The 25,070-nt window shown below is 58.0% G+C and carries 25 protein-coding genes; 7 read left to right on the top strand and 18 right to left on the bottom strand.

From position 1 onward, the window contains the following. Window positions 1-20 precede the first annotated feature (20 nt). The 6 genes from AC2FJZ_RS16075 to AC2FJZ_RS16050 all read right to left on the bottom strand — a co-directional run bounded on the left by AC2FJZ_RS16075 (window position 21) and on the right by AC2FJZ_RS16050 (window position 6,127). The gene (locus AC2FJZ_RS16075) at window positions 21-665 is read right to left on the bottom strand and encodes an SDR family NAD(P)-dependent oxidoreductase (protein WP_496778881.1); all 645 of its coding nucleotides are present in this window, start codon (window positions 663-665) and stop codon (window positions 21-23) included. Between the two features lie 42 nt (window positions 666-707). Beyond that, the gene (locus AC2FJZ_RS16070) at window positions 708-911 is read right to left on the bottom strand and encodes a hypothetical protein (RefSeq protein WP_253276798.1); all 204 of its coding nucleotides are present in this window, start codon (window positions 909-911) and stop codon (window positions 708-710) included. Window positions 912-1,226: 315 nt separating this feature from the next. Further along, window positions 1,227-2,750 (bottom strand): amidophosphoribosyltransferase, encoded by a 1,524-nt coding sequence (purF, locus tag AC2FJZ_RS16065; RefSeq protein ID WP_496672882.1) that lies wholly within the window; start codon window positions 2,748-2,750, stop codon window positions 1,227-1,229. Window positions 2,751-3,404: 654 nt separating this feature from the next. Next, entirely contained in the window at window positions 3,405-3,998 is a 594-nt protein-coding gene (locus AC2FJZ_RS16060; protein ID WP_050602272.1) for a CvpA family protein, read from the bottom strand. 40 nt (window positions 3,999-4,038) lie between these two features. Continuing rightward, a complete protein-coding gene (gene radA / locus AC2FJZ_RS16055) occupies window positions 4,039-5,403 on the bottom strand; it encodes a DNA repair protein RadA (protein ID WP_050602273.1) in 1,365 nt (454 codons plus the stop codon). 121 nt (window positions 5,404-5,524) lie between these two features. After that, on the bottom strand, window positions 5,525-6,127 hold the full coding sequence (locus AC2FJZ_RS16050; RefSeq protein WP_496778879.1) for a DNA repair protein: 603 nt from the start codon (window positions 6,125-6,127) through the stop codon (window positions 5,525-5,527). Between AC2FJZ_RS16050 and AC2FJZ_RS16045 the strand changes: the two genes are divergently transcribed. Next, the gene (locus tag AC2FJZ_RS16045; protein WP_496778877.1) at window positions 6,120-6,275 is read left to right on the top strand and encodes a hypothetical protein; all 156 of its coding nucleotides are present in this window, start codon (window positions 6,120-6,122) and stop codon (window positions 6,273-6,275) included. The two genes, AC2FJZ_RS16050 and AC2FJZ_RS16045, sit on opposite strands and share 8 nt — an antisense overlap. 182 nt (window positions 6,276-6,457) lie before the next feature. Here the strand turns inward: AC2FJZ_RS16045 and AC2FJZ_RS16040 are convergent, their stop codons facing one another. Genes AC2FJZ_RS16040 through alr form a run of 5 tightly spaced genes read right to left on the bottom strand, consistent with a single transcriptional unit; the run spans window position 6,458 to window position 10,130 of the window. Further along, window positions 6,458-6,910, bottom strand: a complete 453-nt coding sequence (locus AC2FJZ_RS16040; RefSeq protein ID WP_050602275.1) for a paraquat-inducible protein A — start codon at window positions 6,908-6,910, stop codon at window positions 6,458-6,460. Next, the gene (locus AC2FJZ_RS16035; RefSeq protein WP_496778875.1) at window positions 6,907-7,557 is read right to left on the bottom strand and encodes a hypothetical protein; all 651 of its coding nucleotides are present in this window, start codon (window positions 7,555-7,557) and stop codon (window positions 6,907-6,909) included. The genes AC2FJZ_RS16040 and AC2FJZ_RS16035 overlap by 4 nt, the downstream gene beginning before the upstream one ends. A 16-nt stretch (window positions 7,558-7,573) precedes the next feature. Continuing rightward, a complete protein-coding gene (locus AC2FJZ_RS16030; RefSeq protein WP_050602277.1) occupies window positions 7,574-8,320 on the bottom strand; it encodes an ABC transporter ATP-binding protein in 747 nt (248 codons plus the stop codon). Beyond that, on the bottom strand, window positions 8,317-9,099 hold the full coding sequence (locus tag AC2FJZ_RS16025) for an MlaE family ABC transporter permease (protein WP_050602278.1): 783 nt from the start codon (window positions 9,097-9,099) through the stop codon (window positions 8,317-8,319). The genes AC2FJZ_RS16030 and AC2FJZ_RS16025 overlap by 4 nt, the downstream gene beginning before the upstream one ends. Further along, the gene (gene alr, locus AC2FJZ_RS16020) at window positions 9,096-10,130 is read right to left on the bottom strand and encodes an alanine racemase (protein ID WP_050602279.1); all 1,035 of its coding nucleotides are present in this window, start codon (window positions 10,128-10,130) and stop codon (window positions 9,096-9,098) included. The genes AC2FJZ_RS16025 and alr overlap by 4 nt, the downstream gene beginning before the upstream one ends. Before the next feature lie 240 nt (window positions 10,131-10,370). Between alr and AC2FJZ_RS16015 the strand changes: the two genes are divergently transcribed. Beyond that, on the top strand, window positions 10,371-10,910 hold the full coding sequence (locus AC2FJZ_RS16015) for a GNAT family N-acetyltransferase (protein ID WP_496778872.1): 540 nt from the start codon (window positions 10,371-10,373) through the stop codon (window positions 10,908-10,910). 35 nt (window positions 10,911-10,945) lie between these two features. On the opposite strand, the gene AC2FJZ_RS16010 is transcribed toward AC2FJZ_RS16015, so the two are convergent. From AC2FJZ_RS16010 to AC2FJZ_RS15985, 6 genes are all read right to left on the bottom strand, one after another. Further along, entirely contained in the window at window positions 10,946-11,992 is a 1,047-nt protein-coding gene (locus AC2FJZ_RS16010; protein WP_496778870.1) for a Hint domain-containing protein, read from the bottom strand. A 121-nt stretch (window positions 11,993-12,113) separates the two neighbouring features. Next, entirely contained in the window at window positions 12,114-13,604 is a 1,491-nt protein-coding gene (locus AC2FJZ_RS16005) for a replicative DNA helicase (protein ID WP_050602282.1), read from the bottom strand. Window positions 13,605-13,829: 225 nt separating this feature from the next. Then, window positions 13,830-14,510 (bottom strand): orotate phosphoribosyltransferase, encoded by a 681-nt coding sequence (locus AC2FJZ_RS16000; RefSeq protein ID WP_050602283.1) that lies wholly within the window; start codon window positions 14,508-14,510, stop codon window positions 13,830-13,832. 424 nt (window positions 14,511-14,934) lie between these two features. After that, window positions 14,935-15,402 carry a CinA family protein gene (locus AC2FJZ_RS15995; protein ID WP_496778868.1) on the bottom strand — a complete coding sequence of 156 codons (468 nt, stop codon included), beginning with the start codon at window positions 15,400-15,402 and terminating at the stop codon, window positions 14,935-14,937. Beyond that, window positions 15,399-15,896, bottom strand: a complete 498-nt coding sequence (locus tag AC2FJZ_RS15990; RefSeq protein WP_496778866.1) for a phosphatidylglycerophosphatase A family protein — start codon at window positions 15,894-15,896, stop codon at window positions 15,399-15,401. Before AC2FJZ_RS15990 ends, AC2FJZ_RS15995 begins: the two co-directional genes overlap by 4 nt. Continuing rightward, window positions 15,893-17,023, bottom strand: coding sequence for a bifunctional 2-C-methyl-D-erythritol 4-phosphate cytidylyltransferase/2-C-methyl-D-erythritol 2,4-cyclodiphosphate synthase (locus AC2FJZ_RS15985; RefSeq protein ID WP_496778864.1), 1,131 nt, complete (start codon window positions 17,021-17,023; stop codon window positions 15,893-15,895). Before AC2FJZ_RS15985 ends, AC2FJZ_RS15990 begins: the two co-directional genes overlap by 4 nt. A 182-nt stretch (window positions 17,024-17,205) precedes the next feature. Between AC2FJZ_RS15985 and dusB the strand changes: the two genes are divergently transcribed. From dusB to ntrX, 5 genes are all read left to right on the top strand, one after another. Beyond that, window positions 17,206-18,189 (top strand): tRNA dihydrouridine synthase DusB, encoded by a 984-nt coding sequence (gene dusB, locus AC2FJZ_RS15980; protein WP_496778862.1) that lies wholly within the window; start codon window positions 17,206-17,208, stop codon window positions 18,187-18,189. Further along, the gene (locus tag AC2FJZ_RS15975) at window positions 18,186-19,274 is read left to right on the top strand and encodes a two-component system sensor histidine kinase NtrB (protein ID WP_496778860.1); all 1,089 of its coding nucleotides are present in this window, start codon (window positions 18,186-18,188) and stop codon (window positions 19,272-19,274) included. The genes dusB and AC2FJZ_RS15975 overlap by 4 nt, the downstream gene beginning before the upstream one ends. Continuing rightward, window positions 19,274-20,641: a response regulator gene (locus AC2FJZ_RS15970; RefSeq protein WP_496778857.1), complete on the top strand. Its 1,368-nt coding sequence runs from the start codon at window positions 19,274-19,276 to the stop codon at window positions 20,639-20,641. Before AC2FJZ_RS15975 ends, AC2FJZ_RS15970 begins: the two co-directional genes overlap by 1 nt. A gap of 123 nt (window positions 20,642-20,764) precedes the next feature. After that, window positions 20,765-23,029, top strand: a complete 2,265-nt coding sequence (locus tag AC2FJZ_RS15965; protein ID WP_496778855.1) for a sensor histidine kinase NtrY-like — start codon at window positions 20,765-20,767, stop codon at window positions 23,027-23,029. Then, on the top strand, window positions 23,026-24,435 hold the full coding sequence (ntrX, locus tag AC2FJZ_RS15960; RefSeq protein ID WP_050602290.1) for a nitrogen assimilation response regulator NtrX: 1,410 nt from the start codon (window positions 23,026-23,028) through the stop codon (window positions 24,433-24,435). Before AC2FJZ_RS15965 ends, ntrX begins: the two co-directional genes overlap by 4 nt. Window positions 24,436-24,506: 71 nt before the next feature. Here the strand turns inward: ntrX and AC2FJZ_RS15955 are convergent, their stop codons facing one another. Further along, window positions 24,507-24,986 (bottom strand): hypothetical protein, encoded by a 480-nt coding sequence (locus AC2FJZ_RS15955; RefSeq protein WP_496672918.1) that lies wholly within the window; start codon window positions 24,984-24,986, stop codon window positions 24,507-24,509. Window positions 24,987-25,070: the final 84 nt, after the last annotated feature.

Genomic DNA, 25,070 nt, shown 5'->3' with positions numbered 1-25,070 from the left:
TGGCCCGTCAGGGCCATTTTCTAAAGTAACGCCAGAATCCGCGCTGCTTCATCTGCGGTGCTGTTCAGCGCTTCCCGATCCTCTCCGGGATGGAAACGTGCGCGTACGGCAGTAGGCATCGGTGCAGGCTCGACAATCGAAACGCGCGGACCAGTACGCTCGGTCTCGGCGGCCCAGCTTCGGGCCAGAGCGATCTGCGCGGCCTTGGTGGCCCCATAGATGCCATAGAACTTCTCGCCAGCTTTCGGGTCGTCAAAGAACACCGCATGACCATTTTCGCCCAGAAGGGGCGTCACATAGGGAATCAGAACCGAGGTTGCATTGGCGTTGGTATTGACGGCCTTTGACCACTCTTTCGGATCAATGAAATGTGCAGGCGTCAGCGCAGACGTGTGAATGGCCGTGTGCAGCCATAAGTCCACCTCACCCCATCGGTCGTGAATACCCCGGCACAGGGTCGCCATGGCATTGGGATCGGTGATGTCCATAGGGGCCAACGTGGCCGAGCCGCCCTTGGTCTTGATCCGGTCGTCCAGCTCTTCCAGCCCGCCGGTGGTGCGGGCGACGGCGACGATGTGATATTCGGGTGCCAGAGCTTCGGCAAGGGCAGCGCCCAACCCGCGAGAGGCCCCGGTGACAAGGGCAATTTTGGTCTGATCGGTCATGGCTGCGGTTTGAACCCCCGCGCGCGGGGCGTCAAGACGCGATTAGCTGCCGGGAATGGTGATACGCTTGGTCTGGCCGCTTTGTCGCAGCATGATGCCATCTTCATCAATGGCAATCACTGTACCCGAGGCAACACGGCTGCCGGGTTTGACTTCTTTCACACGGCCCGATGATAGGCGCATCAAGGCACGCAGATCACTTTTGGGTCCAAATATCCCCAATACCGACACGGTATTCTTCTTCAATGCGCCCTTCTGCGTGGCCGTGCTTTTGACTATCGAGTTCGACATGGTTTGCGGCGCGGACCATGGCCCGAACCCCTTTGCTTGGTGAGTGGTGCCGGTCAGTTACCAAAACCAGAGGATAAGCAAAAGCGCATCACACGCACACGTCATCAAGGCTGAAACCGGCAAATGAAAGCCATTGAGAACGCAAGACGTTCACCGCGGAGTTGCGGCAAGTTTCCACTCATCGCAGCACCGTGCGCTGTTGGGATCAACCGGTTTTGCCGAAGCGATTCGCATCGTCTCGGTGTCGGTTGAATTCCAAGCGTTTGCCGATCAGCCCGAGGCCAGCTTGGCTGCGTTCCACGATCCGCCCGGAATCTGCATATCGGCGCGTTTCTGGCTGACGCGGCTGCTGTTTTCCAGATTGTCCAGATAATCTTCGCTGACGCTGCCGGTGATGTAATTGCCGTCGAAGCAAGAACAATCAAAGGCTTCGATCTCGGGATTGCCTTCTTTGGCCGCCCAGATCAGATCGTCGAGGTCTTGATAGAACAGCGCATCCGCGCCCAGCTCTTCGCGGATCTCTTCGATCTCTTTGCCGTTTGCGATCAGCTCGGCCTTGGTTGGCATGTCGATGCCGTAGACATTGGGATACTGCACCGGAGGCGAGGCGCTGGCGACATAGACTTTCTTGGCTCCGGCGTCGCGACACATTTGAACGATCTTTTTGATGGTGTTGCCACGCACGATGGAATCGTCGATCAGCAAAACGCTGTGCCCGTCAAACTCAAGCGGGACGGCGTTCAGCTTGCGGCGAACGGACTTCTGCCTCTCTGCCTGACCCGGCATGATGAAGGTGCGTCCGACATAACGGTTTTTCACCAGCCCTTCACGATAGGGGATACCGGTGATCTTGGCAGCTTCCAGCGCTACGGGGCGGGCACTGTCCGGCACAGGAATGATCCGGTCGATTTCCAGACCCGAGTCTTGAATCTGTTTAGCCAGCGTCTGACCCATACGCATCTGGGTTTTGTAAACAGAAACGCCATCCAGCAATGAGTCCGGACGAGCCAGATAGACATACTCAAAGATACAGGGCGTCAGCTTGCCTTCGACGGCCTGGAACTCGTGCATGTTGCCGTCCAGATCGATCAGAATCGCTTCACCCGGGCGCAGATCACGCAGTTTTTCGAAGCCGTTGATGCCAAAGGCCACGTCTTCCGAAGCAAATGCATAGTCATCGCCTTGGCCATCAACCTCGCGCTTTGCAACCGACAGTGGACGAATGCCAAACGGATCGCGGAAGGCCAGCATCCCGACACCTGCGACCAGACAGATCACGGAATAGGCACCCTGAACGCGTTCCATCGTCATCTTCACACCGGCAAACAGATTGCGGATGGGTTCGGCGTTGCCGTTCACCTTGATCGCGTCCGCCACCTTGTCGGCCAGTACGTTCAGCAGGATTTCGGAATCTGACGTGGTGCGCAGGTGACGGCTGTATTTTCCAGTAACTTTCTCGCGCTGTTCGGCGGTGTTGGTAATGTTGCCGTTGTGAACCAGGTAGATGCCGTAAGGGGCGTTCACAAAGAAGGGCTGCGCCTCGGCGGCACTAAGCGATCCGGCCGTCGGATAACGCACATGGCCCATGCCAACCTGGCCCAAAAGGGTTTCGGCATCTTGCGCATTGAACACGTCTTTGACGAGACCGTTGGCCTTCTTCTCGCGGAAAAACTCGCCATTATAGGTCACGATCCCGGAAGCATCCTGACCCCGGTGCTGCAGCATCAGCAGCCCGTCATAGATCTCGGCAAACACATCATGTGTCCGGCTTGCGATTCCCAAAATCCCACACATTTACGGGGCTCCAACTTCTATGACGATTTGATCTGAGGACTGACCGCTCTTCGGTTTCGGGCCGTCTGCAAAGCCTGCGCGGGTGTTTTGGTAGCAGGTGAACTTGACGCCAATAGGGCGACCATCATCACGACCAGCGCGCATTCGTACAGAAAGAACAAGATCGGTGGCTCCGATTCCGTGGCGGGTTGGCCTCCACATAAAGACTAATGAGCGGGCTGTCATCAAAGGATCACACTCACCTATTGCCGCAGGCTGAATTTGTGCGCGAAGACGCTTGCTCATGAAATGGATGACATGTGCAGTCATATATGCTGTCATGCTAGTGAATATGTGCAAGTTTAGAGTGGTCAAGCACGCAGAGGGCCTGAATGTGGCAGCATAAGCCTCAACAGAACAAGAAGGAACGGATCAAACAACGGTGTCATCGGTGCCGAGGCATGGGGCGCGCGCCCTGTCAGATCTGCAACGGTGCAGGCGAAGTTGTCAAAGGCCGCGATACTCTGGGTATACCCATCTTCAGCCGGTGCGATGGGTGTTTCGGATTGAAAACCATCCGATGCACCGTATGTGGTGGCGAAGGTTTCAACTGACCGGCATGAAAAAAGCCCGGGCAGGGCCGGGCTTTTCCGTGAAATCCATACGAAAGAGCGTTTAACCTTCGGCAGGCGCCGTGGTTGCGGGCTGGGCGTTGTCTGCCGTGCAGCTTGCCACCAGCTCTTCATATTGCGCTGTAACCCAGCCCAAAGCGGCCTCGGGGTTTTGTTCTTCGATCTGGCTGCTGAACTGTTCAAACACCTTGGCCGAACGGCTTTCGTCGACGATCGTGTAGGACTGGCCGGTCATGACGGTGTCATAGACAAAGAAGGCGATCGCAACCAGCAGGATGCCGCGTGCGATACCGAAGAAAAGACCCAGTGCCTGATCCAGACCGCCCAAGGCCGAGCGTTGCACAAGCGAAGAAAACAGGGGGGTGAATATGCTGACCACAATCAGCGCAATGGCAAAGACTGCCGCAAAACCTGTGATGACCGAAAGCTCGCAACTGTCGCGCAGGAAATCTCCGACAACCGGGATCTCCTTGACCAGCGGCACGGCTTGTGGGGCAAAGATGAACGCCAGAACGGCCGCTGCGACCCAGCCTGCGATGGCAAGAACCTCGCGCATGAAGCCACGCGAGTAGGCCAATATGCCCGACATCACGATGATCAGGGCGACGACCCCGTCAATTATTGTAAAACCTTCCATGGCCCTCGCCTGTTTGTTTTCTGCCCCTCAGGGCGCGACCTTAACCTGATCCGAAGGTTTCGCCAACAAACCCAACCAAATCAGAGGGTCGGGTGAGTGACAGACCTGCCACAGTGCCGGTTTTGCCACCTGCCGGAGCAATTGCCGCTGTGAAACCAAGTTTTTGCGCTTCTTTCAACCTATTTTCGGTCTGCGGGGCTGGTCTAAGTGCCCCGGACAGCGAGATTTCTCCAAAAACAACCGTCTCAGCGGGCAGGGCGGTGTCTTCGCGGGCACTGAGCAGGGCCGCGGCCACAGCGAGATCAGCAGCGGGTTCGCTGATTTTCAGCCCTCCGGCGACGTTCAGATAAACATCGAGCCCAGCAAAGGGGATTCCACAGCGCGCCTCAAGCACGGCAAGGATCATGGCCAGCCGCCCGCTGTCCCATCCAACCACGGTGCGGCGGGGCTGAGAATGGGGCGAGGGGGCCACGAGGGCCTGCAGTTCCACCAGAACGGGGCGGGTGCCTTCAATGCCAGCGAAAACGGCCGAACCGGGGCTGGGCGTACCGCGTTCCGACAGGAACAGGGCCGACGGGTTGGTGACCTGAGCCAGCCCTTTGCCCGTCATCTCGAACACGCCGATCTCATCAGCGGGGCCAAAGCGGTTCTTGACGGCGCGCAGGATACGAAACTGGTGGCCGCGCTCACCTTCGAAGTACAGTACGGTGTCGACCATGTGTTCAACAACGCGGGGGCCTGCGATCTGGCCGTCCTTGGTGACGTGGCCGACCATGATGATCGAAACACCGTGTCGTTTTGCAAACGTGGTCAATTCATGTGCTGCGGCCCGGACCTGTGACACCGACCCCGGAGCGCTGTCAACGTTGTCGGCCCACATGGTCTGGATCGAGTCGATGATCGCCAGACCGGGCTTTTCGGCCTCAAGCGTCGTAAGAATGTCGCGCAGATTGGTCTCTGCCGCCAGTTGCACCGGCGCGTCCTCAAGCCCCAGACGACGTGCGCGCATTCGGACTTGTGCGCTGGCTTCTTCGCCCGAGACATAGATGGTTTTAACGCCTGCACGCGCAAAACGGGCTGCGGCTTGCAAGAGTAGCGTGGATTTACCGATACCCGGATCTCCGCCCACCAGAAGCGCAGAGGCCGGGACCAAACCACCTCCGAGTACGCGGTCGAGTTCTTCAACTCCGCAGAGGGTGCGGGGCGGAGGTGTTTCCTCGGTCGACAAATCCGTGAGTGCGATGGACTGGCCGCGTTTGCCGCCGAGGGATTTTTTGGCCGGGCCAGCCGAAAGGGGCGCGTCCTGAATGATTGTATTCCACTCGCCGCAGGCATCGCAGCGTCCGGACCACCGCGTATGAGTTGCTCCGCAGGCTGAGCAGGAGAAAGAAGTCGTTTTTGCCATGACGCACTTCGTGCCCGAGCTTGGGCGGTTCTTCAAGCCCTTGCGGGCTTTCCTTACCGCCGGTGGCGCGCTGCGGCCTCAGGCCCGGATGGGCCATCGTCCGCAACGGGCGCAGACGCGCCTATTCCGCCGCCCGAGGGGGGGACATGGCAATAACGCTGGACGCTTTGGAGGACTTTTCGCTGCGCGGTGCGTGCAATTGAGTCGACAGCTCGGGCAGAAGCTCAAACAGCTCGTCCCGCAGGCGTGCCAGTTGCGACTTGGCGATTGTCTCTTCCATTTCCACATCGCGCGTCCATTGACGCAATTCGTTCTGGATGACCTGAGCCTCTCCCAGCCGCTGTTGGAACAGCTCAATCTCTTCCTGCCGCTGTTGCAGGAACATCTGCGCACGTTCGACCCGTGCGTCGCCATAGGTCTCGGCCAGTTCCTGGCTGATCTGGCTCATCTGTGCAGCCAATTCCAGAATCTCAGGCTCGAGCGATTGCAGATCAGGGTGCTGGCGCAAAAATGCCATGCGTTCTTTGACCGCGTCGAACTCGGACGACATCATGAACAGCCCGCCACGGTCGGCGGCATGGGCCATCTGATAGGCTTCCGCGATGTCATGCATGTTGAGGGCAAATTTGCGATGGTTGTTTTCCAGCGCCATCATTCGCGCATTGGCAGGCAGATAAAACGCCAGCATGAGAATCAGTGCGGTCAGGCCAATCTGAATGAACATCCCGGCGTCTGTTACCGGTCCATTGCCGAATCCGGCCTGCATTGAAAGCCAGGGCAAAACACCCAAAGCGGAAAAAAGCGTGGCTGAAACGGCCAGCAAGGCCACCATGCATATTAGTAAAAAAGTCAATCTCAAAAAGGCATTCTGACATTGCAATGTTATATTGTGGAGGGCGGCCATGATCGTCGTACTCCTTCTTCAAACCGGAACACACCGGGCCGAAGCGGAGGAAGATCACAGAACTTAGGGCGATCCGCTGCGGACCTGGAAACTACAAAACTGCACTGCTCGAAATATAAAGATGATACTTAGGTACGTGTTTTCAATCAATTAGGTCTGAGGTTTTCGTGAAGTGGATGTCATCTCTGTAATATGGCCAAGCGCGATGGAAGCCAGAATGCAGGCTGTGAACAGGTAGAGACCCCATGCAGTTTCGATGGTCGCGTAAGAGATGCCTTTGGCCAGAGTGATGTAAAGCGCGATCAGGAAGATGTCGGCCATTGCCAGTTTACCGAGGATGTTCAGTGCGGGTTGGACGCGGGCATCCAGCAGGTTCCATTGGATCAGGGCGGTTCCGATGGTTTTGATGTAGGGCGCGAAGAGGGCGAAGACTGTGACGATCAGCGCAAGGAAGACGTCGGATTTCCACAGGGACTGGAGCCCAGTGATGACGCTGATTTCGCTGAGGCCAAAGATCGGCAGGAACCCTGCGCGCATCAGCGGGGCGAACCACGCGATGGGGTAGAGGATCAGCAGGGAGAGGGTGGCGAGGCGGAGGGTCATTTCTCTGTATCTTGGTCGGGAGCTGGAAGTTGCTTCACTTCATCGGGAGCTGGAATTTGTTCGTATTGCTTTGAGCCGCGTCTAGCTATGTCGGAAACCTCCTTCATACGATCAGTCAGAGGTTTGATATCCGTCCCAAACTTTCCAAGCGTCTCGCCTAAATCACTTACACCAGCGCGAACTACATCGAGCAGTCCTTTTGGTTGCTCAACTTGTTGTTCAATACCGGCTATTCTGTCCAATAACCTTCTCCGATGCGCTTGATCAAAAATATCCGACGCAAGTACTATTTTTCTCATTTGGGAGCAAAGCTCTAACACGCGACTTTTGTCTGTGCCGCTCAACTCAAAAGTCGGAACTAAATTGGCTGAGGCATCCTGAGAACTTTCTGTGTCTATGTCATCGAATAGTCCCTCAAGCACGCCGAGCAGCTTCTCCATGGCCGACAGAGCCCAACCGTTCATTTGCCTTTCAATACCGTCGTCAAATTGAGAAAAGATTTTCTCCAGAAGTCCAGATAGTTCTTGAGGAAAGAGACTGTTGTTGGACCGAATTCTATAGACTAGCCTCGCATCGATAATTTCTTCGGTAATGCTGTCTGAAAGTTCGTTTGCTAGTTTTTCCAGTCTTGAGCGTTGTTTGTGCATATGAACTTGCCTCCGATTACCGAACCGCCTCAATCGGCCCCTCTGCGCTCCCGCTAATGAACTGCTCCACATAAGGATCACCCGAGGCATCCATCTGCCCGACGGGACCGGTCCACTGGATGACGCCTCCGTGCAGCATGGCCACGTTGTCGGCAATCGCGCGAACCGAGCTCATGTCATGGGTGATGGTCATCGCGGTGGCGCCCATCTCGGTCACAATCTCGCGGATCAGATCGTTGATGACGCCGGACATGATCGGGTCCAACCCTGTGGTGGGTTCATCGAAAAAGATGATCTCGGGCTCGGCGGCAATGGCGCGGGCAAGGCCGACGCGCTTCTGCATGCCGCCTGACAGTTCCGCCGGAAAGCGGTCGGCCACGTCAGATTTCAGGCCCACGCGGCGTAGTTTTTCGATGGCGATTTCGCGGGCTTCGTCCGCAGGACGTTTCAGTGAGCCACGCAGCAGGCGGAAGGCAACGTTCTGCCAGACGGTCATCGAGTCAAACAGGGCCGCGCCCTGAAACAGCATGCCAAAACGGGCCAGAAACGCGTCGCGGTCGCCTTTGCTGGCATCCTTTCCGTCCACATAGATCATGCCGCTGTCGGGTTGGATCAGTCCAAGGATACATTTCAGAGCCACCGATTTCCCGGTGCCAGACCCGCCGATGATGACCATCGAGGTGCCCTTGGGGATCTCAAGGTCAAGCCCTTGCAATACGTGGTTGTCACCAAAGGCTTTATGTACGTTCTCCATCCGGATCATAGCGAGAAGAATACCCCTGTGAGAACGAAGTTTGCAGCCAGGATCAGCACCGCTGCGGCCTCGACCGAGCCTTTGGTAGCACGCCCCACGCCCTGTGCGCCGCGACCAGAGTTCATGCCGTAGTAACAGCCCATAATGGCCGCGATCAGGCCAAAGGCCGCGCCTTTGACCAGCGATGAGACGATGTCGCGGGTTTCAAGAAAATCGACCGTGTTTTTCAGATAAGTCGCTGGGTTGAAGCCCAGATTTTGCGTGGCGACGGTGTAGCCCCCGGCAATGCCGATCACGTCACCTACCGCAACCAATGCGGGCACGGTGATCAACGCGGCCAAGACGCGCGGGGCGGTCAGGTATTTCATCGGATGGGTCGACAGCGTGACCAGCGCGTCGATCTGTTCGGTCACTTTCATCGTGGCAATCTCGGCCGCGATGGACGAGGTCACGCGGGCAGCAATCATCAAGCCGACCAGCACCGGGCCAAGCTCTCGGACCATGCCAATGGCGACGATTTGGGGCACCACGGCTTCGGCGTTGAAACGCGCGCCGCCGGCATAGATTTGCAACGCCAGCGCGCCGCCGGTGAAGATCGCGGTCAAGCCGACCACGGGCAGGGACAGCCAGCCGATGTTCAGCAGGGCCATACCAAATTCGCGCGGATAAAAGGGTGGGCGAAGGATATGCGAGATGGCATCAAGCGCAAACAGGGCCACCCGACCAAAGGCTGCCATCAGGCTCAGAACAGCGCGGCCCAGCCCCCCAAGCGCGGTCATTGGGTTCATTCTACGTAGCCCCGCGAATAGCGATTGCCCATAGATGTCAGAATCTCGTAGCCGATCGTTCCGGCAGCTTCGGCCAGATCATCGACGGTCTGATGGCCGTTGAGAATACGCAGACGTTCCGGGTCGTTCGGCAAGTCGGTGACGTCCACCGTGATCAGATCCATCGAGATACGACCAACAACCGGGCAAGGCTGGTTGCCAGCGAACGTGTCAATCCCGCCGCCAATCGCACGATGCAGACCATCTGCATAGCCTGCAGCAACTGTGGCGATACGAGACGGGCGGCGCGCAACCCAGCTGTTGCCGTAGCCGACTGTTTCGCCCACGTCCAGTTGGCGCACCTGTATGACGGGCAGATCGACGGTGACAACCGGCTTGGCCCCGGCAAAAGGCAGGCCACCATAAAGGCCAATGCCCGGGCGGCAGAAATCGAAATGGAACTCAGGCCCCAGAAAGGTGCCTCCGGTTGCGGCTAGCGAACGGGGTGCGGTGACGCCGTCGGTCATCTCGCGGAAGGTTTTCAACTGCTGCTGATTCATCGGGTGATCCGGTTCATCCGAACAGGCCAGATGAGACATGACCACCACCGGGTTCAAGGCCTCGGCCTTTGGGCGCAGCTCGGCCCAGTCGGCTGGCTCAAGTCCCAAGCGATTCATACCGCTGTCCAGTTGAATACCGAATGCGTGATCGGGCAGCGCTTGCAAATGACGCTGGAACTGTTCGGCCGAGTTGATCAGTGGTGTCAGATCGTGCGCACGCAGCAAATCTGTATCGCCTTCCATGTGCCCGGAGAAAATTCCGATCATCGGGCCCGGTCCGACCGCCTCGCGCACGGCGGCGCCTTCCTCGGCTGCGGCAACAAAGAACTTTCGAACGCCTTCTTCGGCCAGCGTGTCGCTGACAGGCCCGGCACCCAGCCCATAGGCATCGGCCTTGACCACGGCCCCGGTTTCTACCCCGGTCTTCGCATCAAGCGCGCGCCAGTTGCTGGCCAGCGCCTGTAGATTGATCGTCAAACGTGCAGTACTCATGGAACTGTTCATGACATTGCGCCGTCCAAGGTCAAGAGGGAATGGCGCATTTCCTTGGCGTATTCCGTTGCCATGTCGTCGCAATCGCCGAATAGAGCCGAAAACCAAGACATATTAGCGATTTGTTGCTTTGAATAAACCGCTTTGTGATTGTCTTCACATTGATGTTAAAACGATCTTGTGGGCGGGATCGTCTCATCACCACACATCCAGGGGTGCGGCCGCAGGGACAAGGAATTCATGGAATTTTCAACCGGTTTGACATCAAACCCATCCGAAGTGGTCCGGCTTTTCACAGATGTTTTTGCCGCGTCTGAGGGGAAAGACGAAGGCGCGGTAATTGGTGCTTTTGTACAAGACCTGATCGACAGTACACCATCCGAGGATCTTTTGGTGTTCACAGCCCATCGGGATAACCAATTGCTAGGCTGTGCCATTTTTTCCCGTGTCGCATTTCCGCAGGACACGCGATGTGTGTTCATCCTGTCGCCCATGGCCGTAAGGACAGACAGCCAAAAAAGTGGAGTGGGTCAGGCATTGATCTCATACGGGTTGGATCGTTTACGGTCCTCAGGTGCGGATGTGGCGCTGACTTATGGCGATCCGGGGTATTACGGTAAGACCGGATTTGGGCAGATCTCTGAGACCACCGCGCAACCGCCGCTGACGCTGAGCCACCCGCATGGATGGTTGGGGCAAGCATTGGATGGTCAGGATCTGAAACCGCTGAAAGGCCCTTCGCGTTGCGTACCTGCGTTGAACAATCCGTCGCTTTGGTGAACGGAATGGCAGGGCACAATTAGCGTTTCTCGTCTTTAGATCAAAGGCTGATCCAGTACGGGCTTTCTGTTCTGTTTATGACGCGTCACCAGTTTCTTCTGCTGCTTTGCGCTGGGGATATAACAGGCAGGGGCCATGTTCTGGTGACGGACCAGGCCGGGAAACAGCTGCAAGAGCTCATGAAGGGCTTCTGACGGCAAGGATCGCAGCGCTTCGGGGCCTGTAAACAGGCTTTCGCTTGGTGCGCCTTCGGCAAAAAGAACCACATGCCGGTCGAAAATGAGGTGGTGATAGGTCACGCGCGTTGCCGCATCGTCGATGAAAATGCCGGGCAGCTCGGTCAGACGAACGGCCGAGATCAAAACATCGCGCGTCGCAAACATCCGAAGCGAAATAGCCGAGCGGACCAGCATCCGATGCTGGCGCGACACCCGCAGATCGCGGCGGGGCAGGCCGTGGCCAAGTGAGCCGGCCGCGATAAAGATCGGGCGCAACTCCGGTTTCTTTAATAAGTCCGACTGCCGTAGGGTCCGGGACAAGACCATGCGCACCGGCTCTGACCCGCCTGTGGTTGTCACAACCCGGATACCGGGTTTGATGTCCTGTACGCGGATTTCACCCTGATCGGTCATTATCAGCGTGTCCGAGGTAAAACAGGGTGCGCCTGGGCTTGGGTTCGGATCCTGGACAAAATTCACCCCATCCGTTGACGACAGCGAAGACGTGTCATCCGTTCCGTTGCTGCCGATCTGGGTCGAAGTTTGGCCGTTGGCCGGGCCTTGGGTTGCCGTCACTTGCGCGTCGAACGAGACAAAGCTCAGAACCGTGCCGTTGTCAGACAATGAAACTGCGCCCAATCGGTTGATGCGCGCCGAGACCACGTAATAGTCGAATCCGCCCACCGTTGTCATCGTAGCGGAGTCGACATCTGTAGAACTGCGCACCGTGCCATTTGGGTTGTAAACATCAACCTGAAGGCCGGTGACATCCGTTCCGGTCGGCACGCGGACTTCGATGAAATCCCCGTCCGGCGCAAAGTTCGGGCCGTTACGATATCTTATTTCCGAGATGATCGCGGGCAAAACTCAGGGACTCCGACCGGTGTGTGGCGCTGTGCAAGTTTCGTTCAGGGATGTTAACACAGCCTAAAGGTTGCGCCATCAGCTTGACCCGCGACGTGCCCATAGTTCAGAATCAGTGTGATCAGTATCCCTCGATCTCGCCGCTCTGCTGCCAGGGTTTGACCAGATTTCCAAAGCGGGTGAACTGGGCTTCAAAAGAAAGCTCGACCGTTCCGATGGGGCCGTGACGCTGCTTGCCGACAATGACTTCGGCCTTGCCGTGCAGACGCTCCATGGCCTGCTTCCACTCTTCCATCTTTTCCAGTTCGTGATCGCCGGGCTTCTCGCGTTCCTTGTAGTATTCCTCGCGGAACACGAACATCACCACATCGGCATCCTGCTCGATCGAGCCGGATTCTCTCAGGTCGGACAGTTGCGGGCGTTTATCGTCGCGGTTTTCCACCTGACGGCTTAGCTGCGACAGGGCGACGACCGGTATTTGCAATTCCTTGGCGATGGCCTTCATGCCCATCGAAATCTCGGCAATCTCATTGACGCGGTTCTCGGCCATGCCGCGACACAGCTGCAAATAATCGATCACCAGCAGGTCCAGCCCGTGGGTTCGCTTCAATCGTCGCGCACGCGCGGCAAGCTGCGAGATCGGCAGGGCCGGGGTGTCGTCAATGAACAGAGGGCAGGCTTCCAGTTCCTTCGCCGCATCCACAAAGCGGCGGAACTCGGCCTCGGTCATGTCACCCTGACGGATTTTGTGGCTGGAGATTTCCGAGGCTTCGGCCAGAACACGTCCCGCCAACTGTTCGGCGCTCATTTCGAGAGAAAAGAACCCAACCACACCGCCGTCAATCGCACCTTCGCTGCCGTCTGGTTTGGTGCCGCGCTTATAAGCCTTGGCAACGTTAAAGGCCACGTTGGTCGCCAATGAGGTTTTCCCCATCGACGGACGCCCAGCCAGAATGATCAGGTCGGATGGGTGCAGACCACCCAACTGTTTGTCCAAGTCGGCCAGACCGGTGGAAATCCCCGCCATACCACCACCACGCTGGTAGGCTTCGTTGGTGACGTTGACGGCTTCTGTGACCGCCTTGAGGAAGGATTGAAATCCCTGTTCGGTCTGGCCCTGCTCGGATAACTGATAGAGTTGCTGCTCGGCTTCGACGATTTGTTCTTTGGGTTCGCTGCTGACTTCAACCCGTGCCGCCTTGTCCGAAATGTCGCGGCCAAGACGGATCAACTCGCGCCGAATGGCGAGGTCATAGATCATCTGGGCATAATCATGCACTGCAAATGCGCTGATCGAGGCACCGGCCAGTTTAACCAGATAGGCCGGGCCGCCCAGCTCTTTAAGGCCCTCATCTTCACCCATGAAGGATTTCAGTGTGACGGGTGAGGCCAGCGCGTTTTTAGCAATACGGGCGGCGGCGACTTCATAAATCCGGGCATGAACCGGATCATAAAAATGCTCGGCCCCGATGATCGAGGCGACGCGGTCATACAGATCGTTATTGGTTAGAATCGCGCCCAGCAATTGCTGCTCGGCCTCGATGGAGTTCGGCATGGTTTCCGCGTTTTGAATCTGCGCTGCTGCCTGCTCGATACTGCTGATCTCGTTCATCTTGTCCCCGCTGCCCGTGCGTCGGTTCTACACGTGAAACGTCATCGCAAGCTATCTGGAAAAACCTGTGGCTAACTTGGGGTAAGGCCTAGGGATAACTTTCCGAACCGTTTGGATACCTGCGTATGCGTAGCTCATTATGTAGGAATTAGGGGAAAAGTCACCAGATATCGTGGCTCAAGGCTCGATTCTTTCGCACTTATCCCCAACTTGCCCACAAGAGGTTTACGTGGGTTTATTGGCCTCTTGCCAGCCACGCGGATCGTTCAGGAACGCCTCGACACCGTCAAGTGTCTCTTGGTCAAAGGCTTTCTGCACTTTTGCCTCGGCCAGAACGTCCCACCAGGTGCACAGCGCGTGCAGCTTCACGCCGTGGTCGCCCAGCGTCTTTTCGGTTTCCGGGAAAATTCCATAATAGAAGATCACCGCCGTGTGCCCGCAGGTCGCGCCGGTTTCGCGGATCGCATCCACAAAGGACAGTTTCGAACCGCCATCGGTGGTCAGGTCCTCGACCAACAGAACCCGCTCGCCTTCGCTCATTGCGCCTTCGATGCGCGCGTTGCGGCCATATCCTTTGGGCTTTTTGCGGACATAGGTCATGGGCAGCGCCATACGCTCGGCCACCATGGCGGCAAACGGAATGCCTGCCGTCTCGCCACCTGCGATATTGTCGAACGCTTCGAACCCGGCTTCGCGCATCACGGTGACGGTCAGGAAGTCCATCAGGGTCGAGCGGATGCGCGGGTACGAGATCAGTTTGCGGCAGTCGATATAGGTCGGGCTGGGCAGACCGCTGGCCAGCGTGAACGGCTCGCGCGCGTTGAAATGGACAGCCTTGATCTCCAGCAGCATCCGCGCGGTCAGGCGGGCGATTTCGGTGCTGTCGGGAAAGGAACTGGGGATCATGGCGCAAACCTCGGGGCTGAAAACACGTTGCGGGCTGATAGCCCGACCCTTGGGCCGGAGTCGAGAGGCCCGCAAAAGAAAAGCGGACCCCCATGAGGTCCGCTTTTGCCCTTGCGGGCGATGGGCAGCCAAGGTGGGCTTAGCTGCTCATGTCTTAGACGCGCTCGCCCTGTGTCGACAGATCGCGCCTGTTTGTTTCGGTCTTGGCGTCTACGCGACGCAGGATGAGAAGTGCAACCACCTTCACCAAAACAATCGTGACAACTGCCGTAAAGGCACCCACAAACACCAGCCCGTAAAATGCGCGGTCCGGGTGTCCGGGACAAAAGTGGTGGTTCCTCAATAAGAGCACAAAATATCGCCTTTTGTTAAAGGGACGACAGGTTTTGCAAAATTGCGTGCGATATGCCTGAAGAACGGGCGCTTATGAAAGGCTGTCTTTCAGCAGACCCAGCGCGTGATCACGGGCCGCCAAACGGACGGCATCTCGCCCCAACGCGCCGAATTCAACGGTTTCGGTTAGCGTGATCCGACCGTCGCGCGCCAGCCCGAAACACACGCGCCCCTCCGGTTTGAACTCGGATCCGCCCGGTCCGGCAATGCCGGTGATCGATACGGCAAGCTGGGCCTGAGAATGGCGCAGGGCGCCGTCTGCCATCTCGCGGGCGACGTCTTCCGACACTGCACCATGCGCGGCCAGCGTCTCGGCAAGAACGCCCAGCATGTCCTGTTTCGCTGCGTTGGTATAGGTGACAAATCCACGGTCCACCACGGCGGAACTGCCGGGAATATCGGTCAGGGCCGCGGCCACCATGCCGCCGGTGCAACTTTCAGCAGTAGAGATCATAACGCCCTGCGCCTTGGCAAAATCCAGCAGCTCGGTCACGTTCATAGGCCCAGAACTCCGTGTGCCAATCCGGCCAGAACCATCACGCCGATGGCTGCAAAAACGCCTGCGATGACGTCGTCCAGCATCACGCCCATCGGATCGCCGCGCCGGTCGGCCCAGCCAACGGGCCCCGGCTTGGTGATGTCGAACAGGCGGAACAGAATGAATCCTGCCACCCAACCTGGCCAAAGGGCGGAAATGTCGATCCCATGGGCCCAGGACGGGTAAGAAATCGCCCAAAGCGCGATGAACTGGCCTGCGACCTCATCAATGACGATTTCCGATGGGTCGTGATCGTCTTGCCCCTCTGTCATCACGCGGGTCGCCCAAAGGCCGCCGACAAAAACAACAAGCGTTGCGAGTGCCAGCAGAGGAAACCCACCCAGCGTGTGCAACACCCAAACCATGGGCAGCGCTGCCAGGGATCCCCAGGTGCCGGGGGCAGGGCGCAAATAGCCGACACCGCCGACCGTGCCGATCACCTGCGCCGCAGTCATGCCTTCACCAGACAGGCAGTGGCGAGCGAGGCAATCCCCTCGCTGCGGCCGGTAAAGCCCAAACGCTCGGACGTGGTGGCCTTGACCGAGACCTGATCCTTGCTCAACTCCATGATACGAGCCATCTCGGCGCGCATGGCGGCAGCATGAGGGCCGATCTTTGGATACTCGCAGACCAGCGTGCAGTCGACGTTCGAAATGCGGTATCCCATGTGCCCGGCCATCTCGACCGCATGGCGTAGAAAAATCTTGCTGGCCGCGCCTTTCCATTGTGGATCTGAAGGCGGGAAGTGTTGACCGATGTCACCCTGTGCCAAAGCGCCATATATTGCATCGGTTACGGCATGCATTCCGACATCGGCATCCGAATGCCCCTGCAATCCGCGATCATGCGGTACTTTCACGCCACACAGAATTACGTGATCTCCGTCGCCAAAACGGTGCACGTCGTACCCGTTGCCCAGCCTCACATCCATATCCGTTCCCATTATCCGTTCTGCCCGGGCAAAATCCTCGGGTCGGGTGATCTTCAGATTGTCCGCGTCGCCGGGGACAATGCACACTTCAAGCCCTGCCGCGCGGGCTACTTCCACATCATCCGCAGCGCCGCCCGAATGGGCTGCATGGGCGGCGGCGATGGCATCATGGTGAAATCCCTGTGGTGTCTGCGCGGCGTAAAGGCCGTTGCGGTCTTGCGTGCCGGTCACAGCATCGTCTTGACCAACCCACAATGCATCTGTGACGACAAGCCCCGGGGCAGCCGCTTGGTGCGTTTCCAGCGCGGCCAGCACGTCCTGTATGATGCGCTGCGAGACACAAGGCCGGGCCACGTCATGGATCAGAACATGTTGAACACCCAGACCTTCCAGGGCCGTCAGTCCGCTACGCACCGAACCCGAGCGATCTGACCCGCCGGAAGCGAGGATCAGATCAGATTCGCGAAACTCTTCCCACGCTGGTGTGTCTTCGTCTGAAAGCACCAGAACGATGTGATCCACCTGTCCGCGAAACCGCTCGATCGTCCAGTCAGCTACGCGACGACCCGCAAGGCTGCGCCATTGCTTGGGTACGCCGCCTCCGGCACGCATTCCGCGCCCTGCGGCGACTATGATGGCGGCTGTGGTCATGTCTCAGGCGCTCCTTCGTATTGGTCTGTGTTTAGGCGGCGGTGAAAGCCGAGGCAATCACACAAGGTAAAGAGATTAAAAAATAGGCATGTGATGATTCCGCGGGCTTGTTTCGCGGCGTTTTGTTGTTCATATGCGCAGAATTCGATATCAAAACAGCAACTGCCCAAGGATTAAGCACGTTGACCCTGCACCTCGCTGACAAGGAAGTAACACCGCCGGTCTTGCTGGCGCCGATGGCCGGAATCACTGATCGCCCCTTTCGCGATCTGGTGATGCGATTTGGCGCTGGCATGGTGGTCAGTGAAATGGTCGCCAGTCAGGAGATGGTGCAAGCAAAGCCCGGCGTGCGCGAACGCGCGGAACTGTCTGCGGATGTGGAAAACACTGCCGTGCAACTGGCCGGGCGCGAGGCGCATTGGATGGCTGAAGCCGCCCGTCAGGTCGCCGACAGGGGCGCGCGGGTAATCGACATCAACATGGGCTGTCCCGCCAAGAAAGTGACCAATGGCTACTCCGGCTCAGCTTTGCTGAAAACACCGGATCACGCCCTGACCCTGATCGAAGCCGTGGTCGATGCAGTTGATCTGCCTGTGACCTTGAAAACCCGGTTGGGCTGGGACGACTCTCTGCTCAATGCACCGGATGTGGCGCGGCGTGCGCAGGACGCAGGCATTCAGATGGTCACGATCCATGGTCGCACGCGGTGTCAGTTCTACAAAGGCCATGCTGATTGGCGGGCGATCCGAGCCGTGAAAGAGGCTGTATCGATTCCAGTCGTTGCAAATGGCGACATCGTGGATACCGCTGCTGCGCGGATTGCGCTGGATCAGTCGTGCGCGGACGGGGTTATGGTCGGGCGCGGCGCGCAGGGCAAGCCCTGGCTCTTGGCTCAAATATGCCATGACCTTTACGGGGCAGAGGCCCCGGATATTCCGGTCGGGGCGGATCTGATCGACATGGTGCAGGCGCATTATCAGGCGATGCTGGCCTTCTACGGTGCGGATCTGGGTCTGCGCGTCGCGCGCAAACATCTGGGCTGGTACATGGATGGGGCCGCGACCCCTGCGCCGCTGCGGCGGGCCGTTCTGACCTCTCGCGATCCAAGGGAAGTACTGCGTCTGCTGGCGGATGCGTTGAGTGATACGGGCGAGGTGGCGGCATGAACTCAAACGCCAGCATTTGGAATTCCTTGCCTGTTCCGGCCTTCATCATTGATGCGGATGATCGGATTTCAGATGTAAATGCAGCAGGTGAGGGGTTTCTGAACGCGTCACGCAAGGCAGTGGTCGGCTATCCGGTGTGGGATCAGATCGCCGTGGACGCACCGCTGGAAGAAGCATTTGAGCGTGCGCGAACCCTTGGCACGCCACTTTTTGTCAACGATGTCGACGCCGGATCGGGAAACCGCGCGCCGCTGCAATGCGCTTTGCAGATCGCGCCGTTGGTTGGGCATCCGGGATCGATGATCATGATCATCTCACCGCGCGAGTTGTCGGGGCGGATGACACGGGGCAATACCGTCAAATCGGCTGCGCAATCGGCCATCGGCATGGCCGAAATGCTGGCCCATGAGATCAAGAATCCGTTGGCCGGGATTACAGGTGCCGCGCAGTTGTTGAGCATGAATATCCCGCCACAAGACCTTGAACTTACGGATCTTATTGTGGCCGAGAGCCGCAGGATCGTAAAGCTGTTGGAACAGGTCGAGCAATTTGGAAACCTGCAGAAACCTGACTTCAAGCCGGTCAATATCCATGACGTTCTGGATCGCGCACGCCGGTCTGCCTTGCTGGGTTTTGGTGCGGATATGACGATCATCGAAGATTATGACCCGTCTTTGCCGTTGGCTTATGGAGACCCGGATCAGTTGTTGCAGGTGGTGCTGAACCTTCTGAAGAACGCGTCCGAAGCCGCCGGTGCGCAGGGCGGCACGATCCGCCTGCGGACGTATTATGAACACTCGTTCCGACTGCGCCGCAGCGATGGATCGGGTCATTCGCTGCCCCTGCAGGTCGAGATCATCGACGATGGCCCGGGCCTGCCTGAAGAAATTCGCGGTGACATTTTTGATCCGTTTGTGTCGGGTAGGGAAAATGGCACCGGACTGGGGCTGGCGCTGGTCAGTAAGATTGTCTCGGACCACGATGGCTGGGTTTCAGCTGAATCCGTTCCCGGGCGAACCATATTCAAACTGTCTCTGCGTCGCGCGCCGCGCGAAGACGCCGAGCATAAGAAGGAGACCCCCTGATGGATGGCACAGTACTGGTTGCGGATGACGACCGCACGATCCGCACCGTTCTGACCCAGGCCCTGACGCGCGCCGGGTGCAAGGTACACGCAACCTCATCGCTGACCACGCTGATGCGCTGGGTCGGTGAGGGCAAAGGTGATGTGGTGATTTCAGACGTGGTCATGCCCGACGGCAACGGTCTGGAAATGCTGCCAAAAATTGCAGAGGATCGCCCGGGTCTGCCTGTTATCGTGATTTCGGCGCAGAACACGATCATGACGGCCATTCAGGCGGCAGAGGCGGATGCGTACGATTACCTGCCGAAACCGTTCGACCTGCCGGACCTGATGAAGCGGACCGCACGCGCTCTGGGTCAGAAGCAGCGCGCGCAACCCGAACCAGCCAAGGCAGACGGCGAGCGCCCGGACGAGCTCCCTCTGGTCGGGCGCACTCCGGTTATGCAGGCCCTGTACAGGCTGGTTGCACGGGTGATGAACACGGATCTGCCTGTGATGATCTCGGGTGAAAGCGGAACGGGTAAATCGTTGATTGCGCGGGCTATTCACGATTTCTCGGACCGACGCACTCTGCCTTTTGTCATAGTTACAGCTGCCGAGCTGCGGGATCTGGAAGGACCCGCACGGGTGTTGGCGCGGGTGCGTGGTGGCACGCTGTTGATTGATGAGATCGCGGATATCGACGATGAGGTTCAGGCCCGGATCGTGCGGATGATGGACACGCCTGGCGATCATCTTCCGCGCTTTATGGCCACCAGCCAGTCGGACCTGAATGAAGGAATGGAAAACGGGCGCATTCGTCAGGATCTATATTACCGGTTGTGCGGGGCCACGATCCATGTGCCGTCTTTGCGCGAAAGGGTGGATGACATACCGCTGCTGGCCGAACATTTTCTGGCCCGCGATGAGCGTGAAAGTGGAACAAAGCGCTGGCTTGGTCCAGAGGCAGTCGAACTGGTGCGGCGCTATTCATGGCCCGGTAACGTGCGGCAGTTGGAAAATGCCGTACGTCGTCTGGGTCTGACCAGCCGGGCAGATGAAATCTCTAAATCCGAAGTGGAAGCTGTACTGGGCAGTCAGCCCGAGGCAGAGCCGGTTCTCAGCGGAGGAGAGCGCGAAAAACTGTCGACCTCGGTCGAGCGTCATTTGCGACGATACTTTGATCTGCACGGCAATATTCTGCCACCGCCGGGCCTGTACCAGCGTATTCTGCGCGAGGTTGAGGCACCGCTGATCGAAATTGCACTGGACGCAACCGGCGGAAATCAGGCGAAATGTGCCGATTTGCTGGGAATCAATCGAAACACGTTGCGAAAAAAGATTACCGATCTCGATATTCGGGTGACACGCCGACGCAAACTGATGTAATATCGCCACACAAACCGTGGCATCCCGGCATCTGTCGGGAAAAGATCACGATATATGGCGGTAAGCCGCGAGCGCGGCACATCAGGATGAGGGCAGACGGTGGCAACCCGAGCACAGAGCGGGATGATCCCATCGATAAGTCGATGGCGTAAATCACGGAAACTGCGCAATTTTGGAACCTTTGGGCTGGTGCTCCTGGGGCCGATTTTGGCGTTGGCAACGTATCTTGTTATCGGTCCCTTTGATCTTGGCACCACGGCGCCGACCTTGCGGCTGATTCTGTTGGCTGATCTTGTGTACGTTCTGGTTGTCGCTGCGCTGGTACTCAGTCAGGTGGGCAGCTTGATTGCGGCGCGCAGGGCAAAATCGGCGGGTTCGCGCCTGCATTTGCGCCTGATCGGGGCGTTTACACTTCTGGCGCTGGTGCCGACCGTGACCGTGGCGATTTTTGCGGGGCTCACCGTGAATATCGGTCTCGAAGGCTGGTTCTCGGACCGGGTTCGGCAGGTGGTGGGGTCTTCCCTGACAGCAGCGGAAGCCTACGAGCAGGAACACCGGCGCGGGTTGGTTCAGGATGCCTCGGTGCTGGCACGATATCTGGACAACGCACGCTCGCTGGATTTCTACATCTCAGACGCCGAGTTGCGCGAAGTGCTGGCGCAAGGGCAGGCTCAGATTCAACGCGGGTTGCGCGAAGCCTATGTCATCGACGGCAGCGGTGAGATCAAGTCGCGCGGGGATCGGTCGTATCTGTTCAATTACCAAGCCCCCACGTCCGAGCAAATGGCTGAGGCGACCGACACGGGGCTGTTGATTATCGCAGATTGGCCGAACAATGAATTCCGCGCGCTGGTGCCTCTGACGGCCTATTTGGACCGTTACCTGTATGTCAGCCGCGAGGTTGACGGTCAGTTGCTGACGCTGCTGGATGACACCAAGGAAACAGCACAGTTCTACCAACAGTTGGAAAGCGAACGTGGCAGGGTGCTGTTCGAATTTGGCCTGCTGTATCTTGGCTTTGCACTGATCCTGATTCTTGCTGCAATGTCGTTGGGCATGTGGTTTGCCGAGCGCCTGTCACGTCCAGTGGGTCGTTTGACCACAGCGGCCCAAAGGGTCGGCGCCGGTGATCTGAGCGTTCAGGTCATCGAAGAAGCCACCGATGATGAGATTGCCATGCTGGGCCGTTATTTCAACCAGATGACCAGGCAGTTGAAGGGACAGCGGGACACGCTGTTGGAAAACACGCAACAAATCGAAAGCCGCCGCCGTCTGTTCGATTCGGTTCTCAGTTCGGTCACGTCAGGTGTTGTGGGTATTGACCCCGAAGGCTGCGTGACCTTCGTAAACCGTTCGGCAGAACGATTGCTGGATTGGTCTCGGGGCGAAGAGCACTTGGCGATCGGTATCGCTGTACCGGAGTTTCTGCCCCTTTTTGAAAATTTGAAAGAAAGCGGGCAAGAGGCCGTTCAAGGTGAGATCAAGGTCACCCGTAAAGGCCGGTTGGAGAACCTGCTTGTCCGGATGGCCATCCGTCGCGGCGAAGACGGTGGGCTGGAAGGCTATGTGGTCGCATTTGATGATGTGACCGATCTGGTCAGCGCACAGCGGATGGCGGCCTGGGGCGATGTTGCCCGCCGGATTGCCCATGAGATCAAGAACCCGTTGACCCCGATCCAGTTGAGCGCTGAGCGCATCAAGCGCAAATTTGCCCGCAAGCTGGACGAAGAGGATTCCGAAGGCCTCGAGTCGATGACTGGCGTGATCGTACGCCAGACCAACGACCTGCGCCGAATTGTGGACGAATTCTCGAAATTCGCGCGGATGCCCGAGCCTGAGCGCCGGGAAGAAAACGTGGTTGATCTGGTGCGCGAAGCGGTTGTGCTGCAGCAAGCGGGGCAACCGGATGTACAGATCGACGCTGATTTGCCGCAGCAACCCATCATGGCGGATGTCGACGCCACCATGCTGCATCAAGCCCTGACAAACCTGATTAAAAATGCCGGAGAAGCGATTGGCACCCTTAAGGAAAAAGGGGCGCCGGACAATCTGAAGCCACAGATAAAAGTGGCAGTGTCCGGTGATGACGCGGGTACCCTCATCACCATTGCAGACAACGGGATCGGTCTGCCCGAGGATCGGGCGCGGCTGTTTGAACCCTATGTGACCACACGCGACGAAGGGACCGGGCTGGGCCTGCCCATCGTCAAGAAAATCATCGAAGAACATGGCGGAGCGCTGACACTTGAAGATGCGCCCGTATTTGACGGACAGGACCATTTTGGCGCGATGGCCGTTATCCGTTTACCGGGGGCCACCATGTCCTCGACCGTTGCGCCACAGAAGCAGGCAATTAGAACCAACAAACTGAAAGCAGGCCAAAGATGAGCGACATTCTGATCGTAGATGACGAGCGCGATATTCGCGAGCTGGTGTCCGACATTCTGGAGGACGAAGGGTATTCAACCCGGCTGGCGGCCAACTCGGATGAGTGTATGGCGTCGATCAATTCCGAGCCTCCGGGACTGTTGATCCTGGATATCTGGCTGAAAGACAGCCGCATGGACGGTATCGATATTCTGAAGGCGGTGAAACGCGACAACCCGGACGTGCCGGTGGTGATCATTTCGGGTCACGGCAACATCGAAATCGCGGTCGCCGCCATCAAACAAGGCGCGTATGACTTTATCGAAAAGCCCTTCAATATTGACCAATTGATGGTGGTGATCCGCCGCGCGATGGAGACCTCTCGCCTGCGTCGCGAGAATGCGTCGCTGAAGCGCAAAGAGGTCAACAATTCGGATATGATCGGCAAGTCCGCTTCGTTCCGCGGTATGCAGGGTCAGTTGGACAAAGTGACCAAATCAAATGGCCGCGTGATGCTGAGTGGACCTGCCGGGTCGGGCAAGGAGATTGCGGCGCGGTATATTCACGCTCATTCCAACCGCGCCAATGCTCCCTTCGTCACGGTGAACTGCGCTGGGGTCGAACCCGAGCGCGTGGAAGAAGTTCTGTTTGGCCGGGAATCCGCAGAACGAGGGGTCGAACCCGGTTTGCTGGAAGAAGCCCATGGCGGTGTGGTCTATTTTGACGAAGTGGCGGATATGCCCTTGGGCACGCAGTCCAAGATTCTGCGGGTGCTGGTGGATCAGCAATTCCAGCGTGTGGGCGGGTCTGACAAGGTGCGGGTGGATCTTCGGGTCATCTCGTCCACCAACAAGGACCTTGATGTGGAAATCGCCGCCGAGCGCTTCCGGGAAGAACTGTACCACCGTCTGAACGTAGTACCGATTGCAGTTCCGTCGCTGGAAGATCGCCGTGAGGATATTCCGGTTCTGGCCCAGCATTTCATTGAAATGTGCAACGAAACCCAAGGTTTGCCGATCCGGGAACTCTCGGAGGAGGCGGTTGCCTTGTTGCAGACGATGACGTGGCCGGGGAATGTGCGTCAGCTCAAGAACCTGATCGAACGGGTTCTGATCCTGGGCGACGGAACCGGCCCGATCGAAGCGCGTGAGCTGCCGAGCGAAGAGGAAAAAACCGAAGAGTCGGGCCGTGTCGTTCTGTCGGGTGCGCTGGCAACCTTGCCGCTGCGTGAGGCGCGTGAAGCGTTCGAGCGGGAATATCTGCTGACTCAGATCAATCGCTTTGGCGGCAATATCAGCCGCACTGCCAGCTTTGTAGGGATGGAGCGCAGCGCGCTGCATCGCAAACTGAAATCGCTGGGTGTGGTAACATCGAACAAATCCGGCGCACGGGTTGCACAGATCGACGAACCGGAACCGGCAGAGTAATCTGCCGGTCGCACGACCAGACTCAAAGCCTGATCCGAGAGACTTGGGTCAGGATATGGGGGGACCAGATCTCAGCCTGATTGACCGGGCGTTATGATCTGGAAGGACCCATCATCGAATTTCACAAAGCACGAGGCGCTGTTGAGCGGCGGCAACGTTGTGGTGCGCGTCGCGGGCACGCGTGATTTCACATTCTGCTTGCAGGGCGGCAGACTTACGGGCCGGAAGCCTTTTTGCGCCATGCATTGCGCTTCGACGGTATTACGCAGGCCCTGATTCACATCCACGGTATAGACCCGACCGGGCTGCCACCATCCGGGCGATTGATAGCACCGCCCCCGGCCGTCGCAATATGTGCGCCCGGGCCAGTACGTCGGCGGGCTTTGACGGATTTGATTGGCAACTGGCACCTCTTTTACCGCCTTGAGCTGGCACTGGGTGGTTTCTTCCTGCAGTCGCGACACGGTTGCGCCCTCGCGATAATAGAGCGAAAGCGGCCCACATGAGGACAGTACCATCAGGGTAACGAGCATAGGAAACAGCGTTTTCATACGCTTATCTTGCCGCAGCCGCGCAGGGATGACAATTCAATTGACCGCTTTGGGGGCATCTGTCATTCAATCCTCTCAGGCAGA

This window comes from Ruegeria sp. CDSA079 (assembly GCF_059612245.1).
Note: the sequence above shows the minus strand (reverse complement) of the source record. Positions and strands in the feature narration are given on the sequence as shown.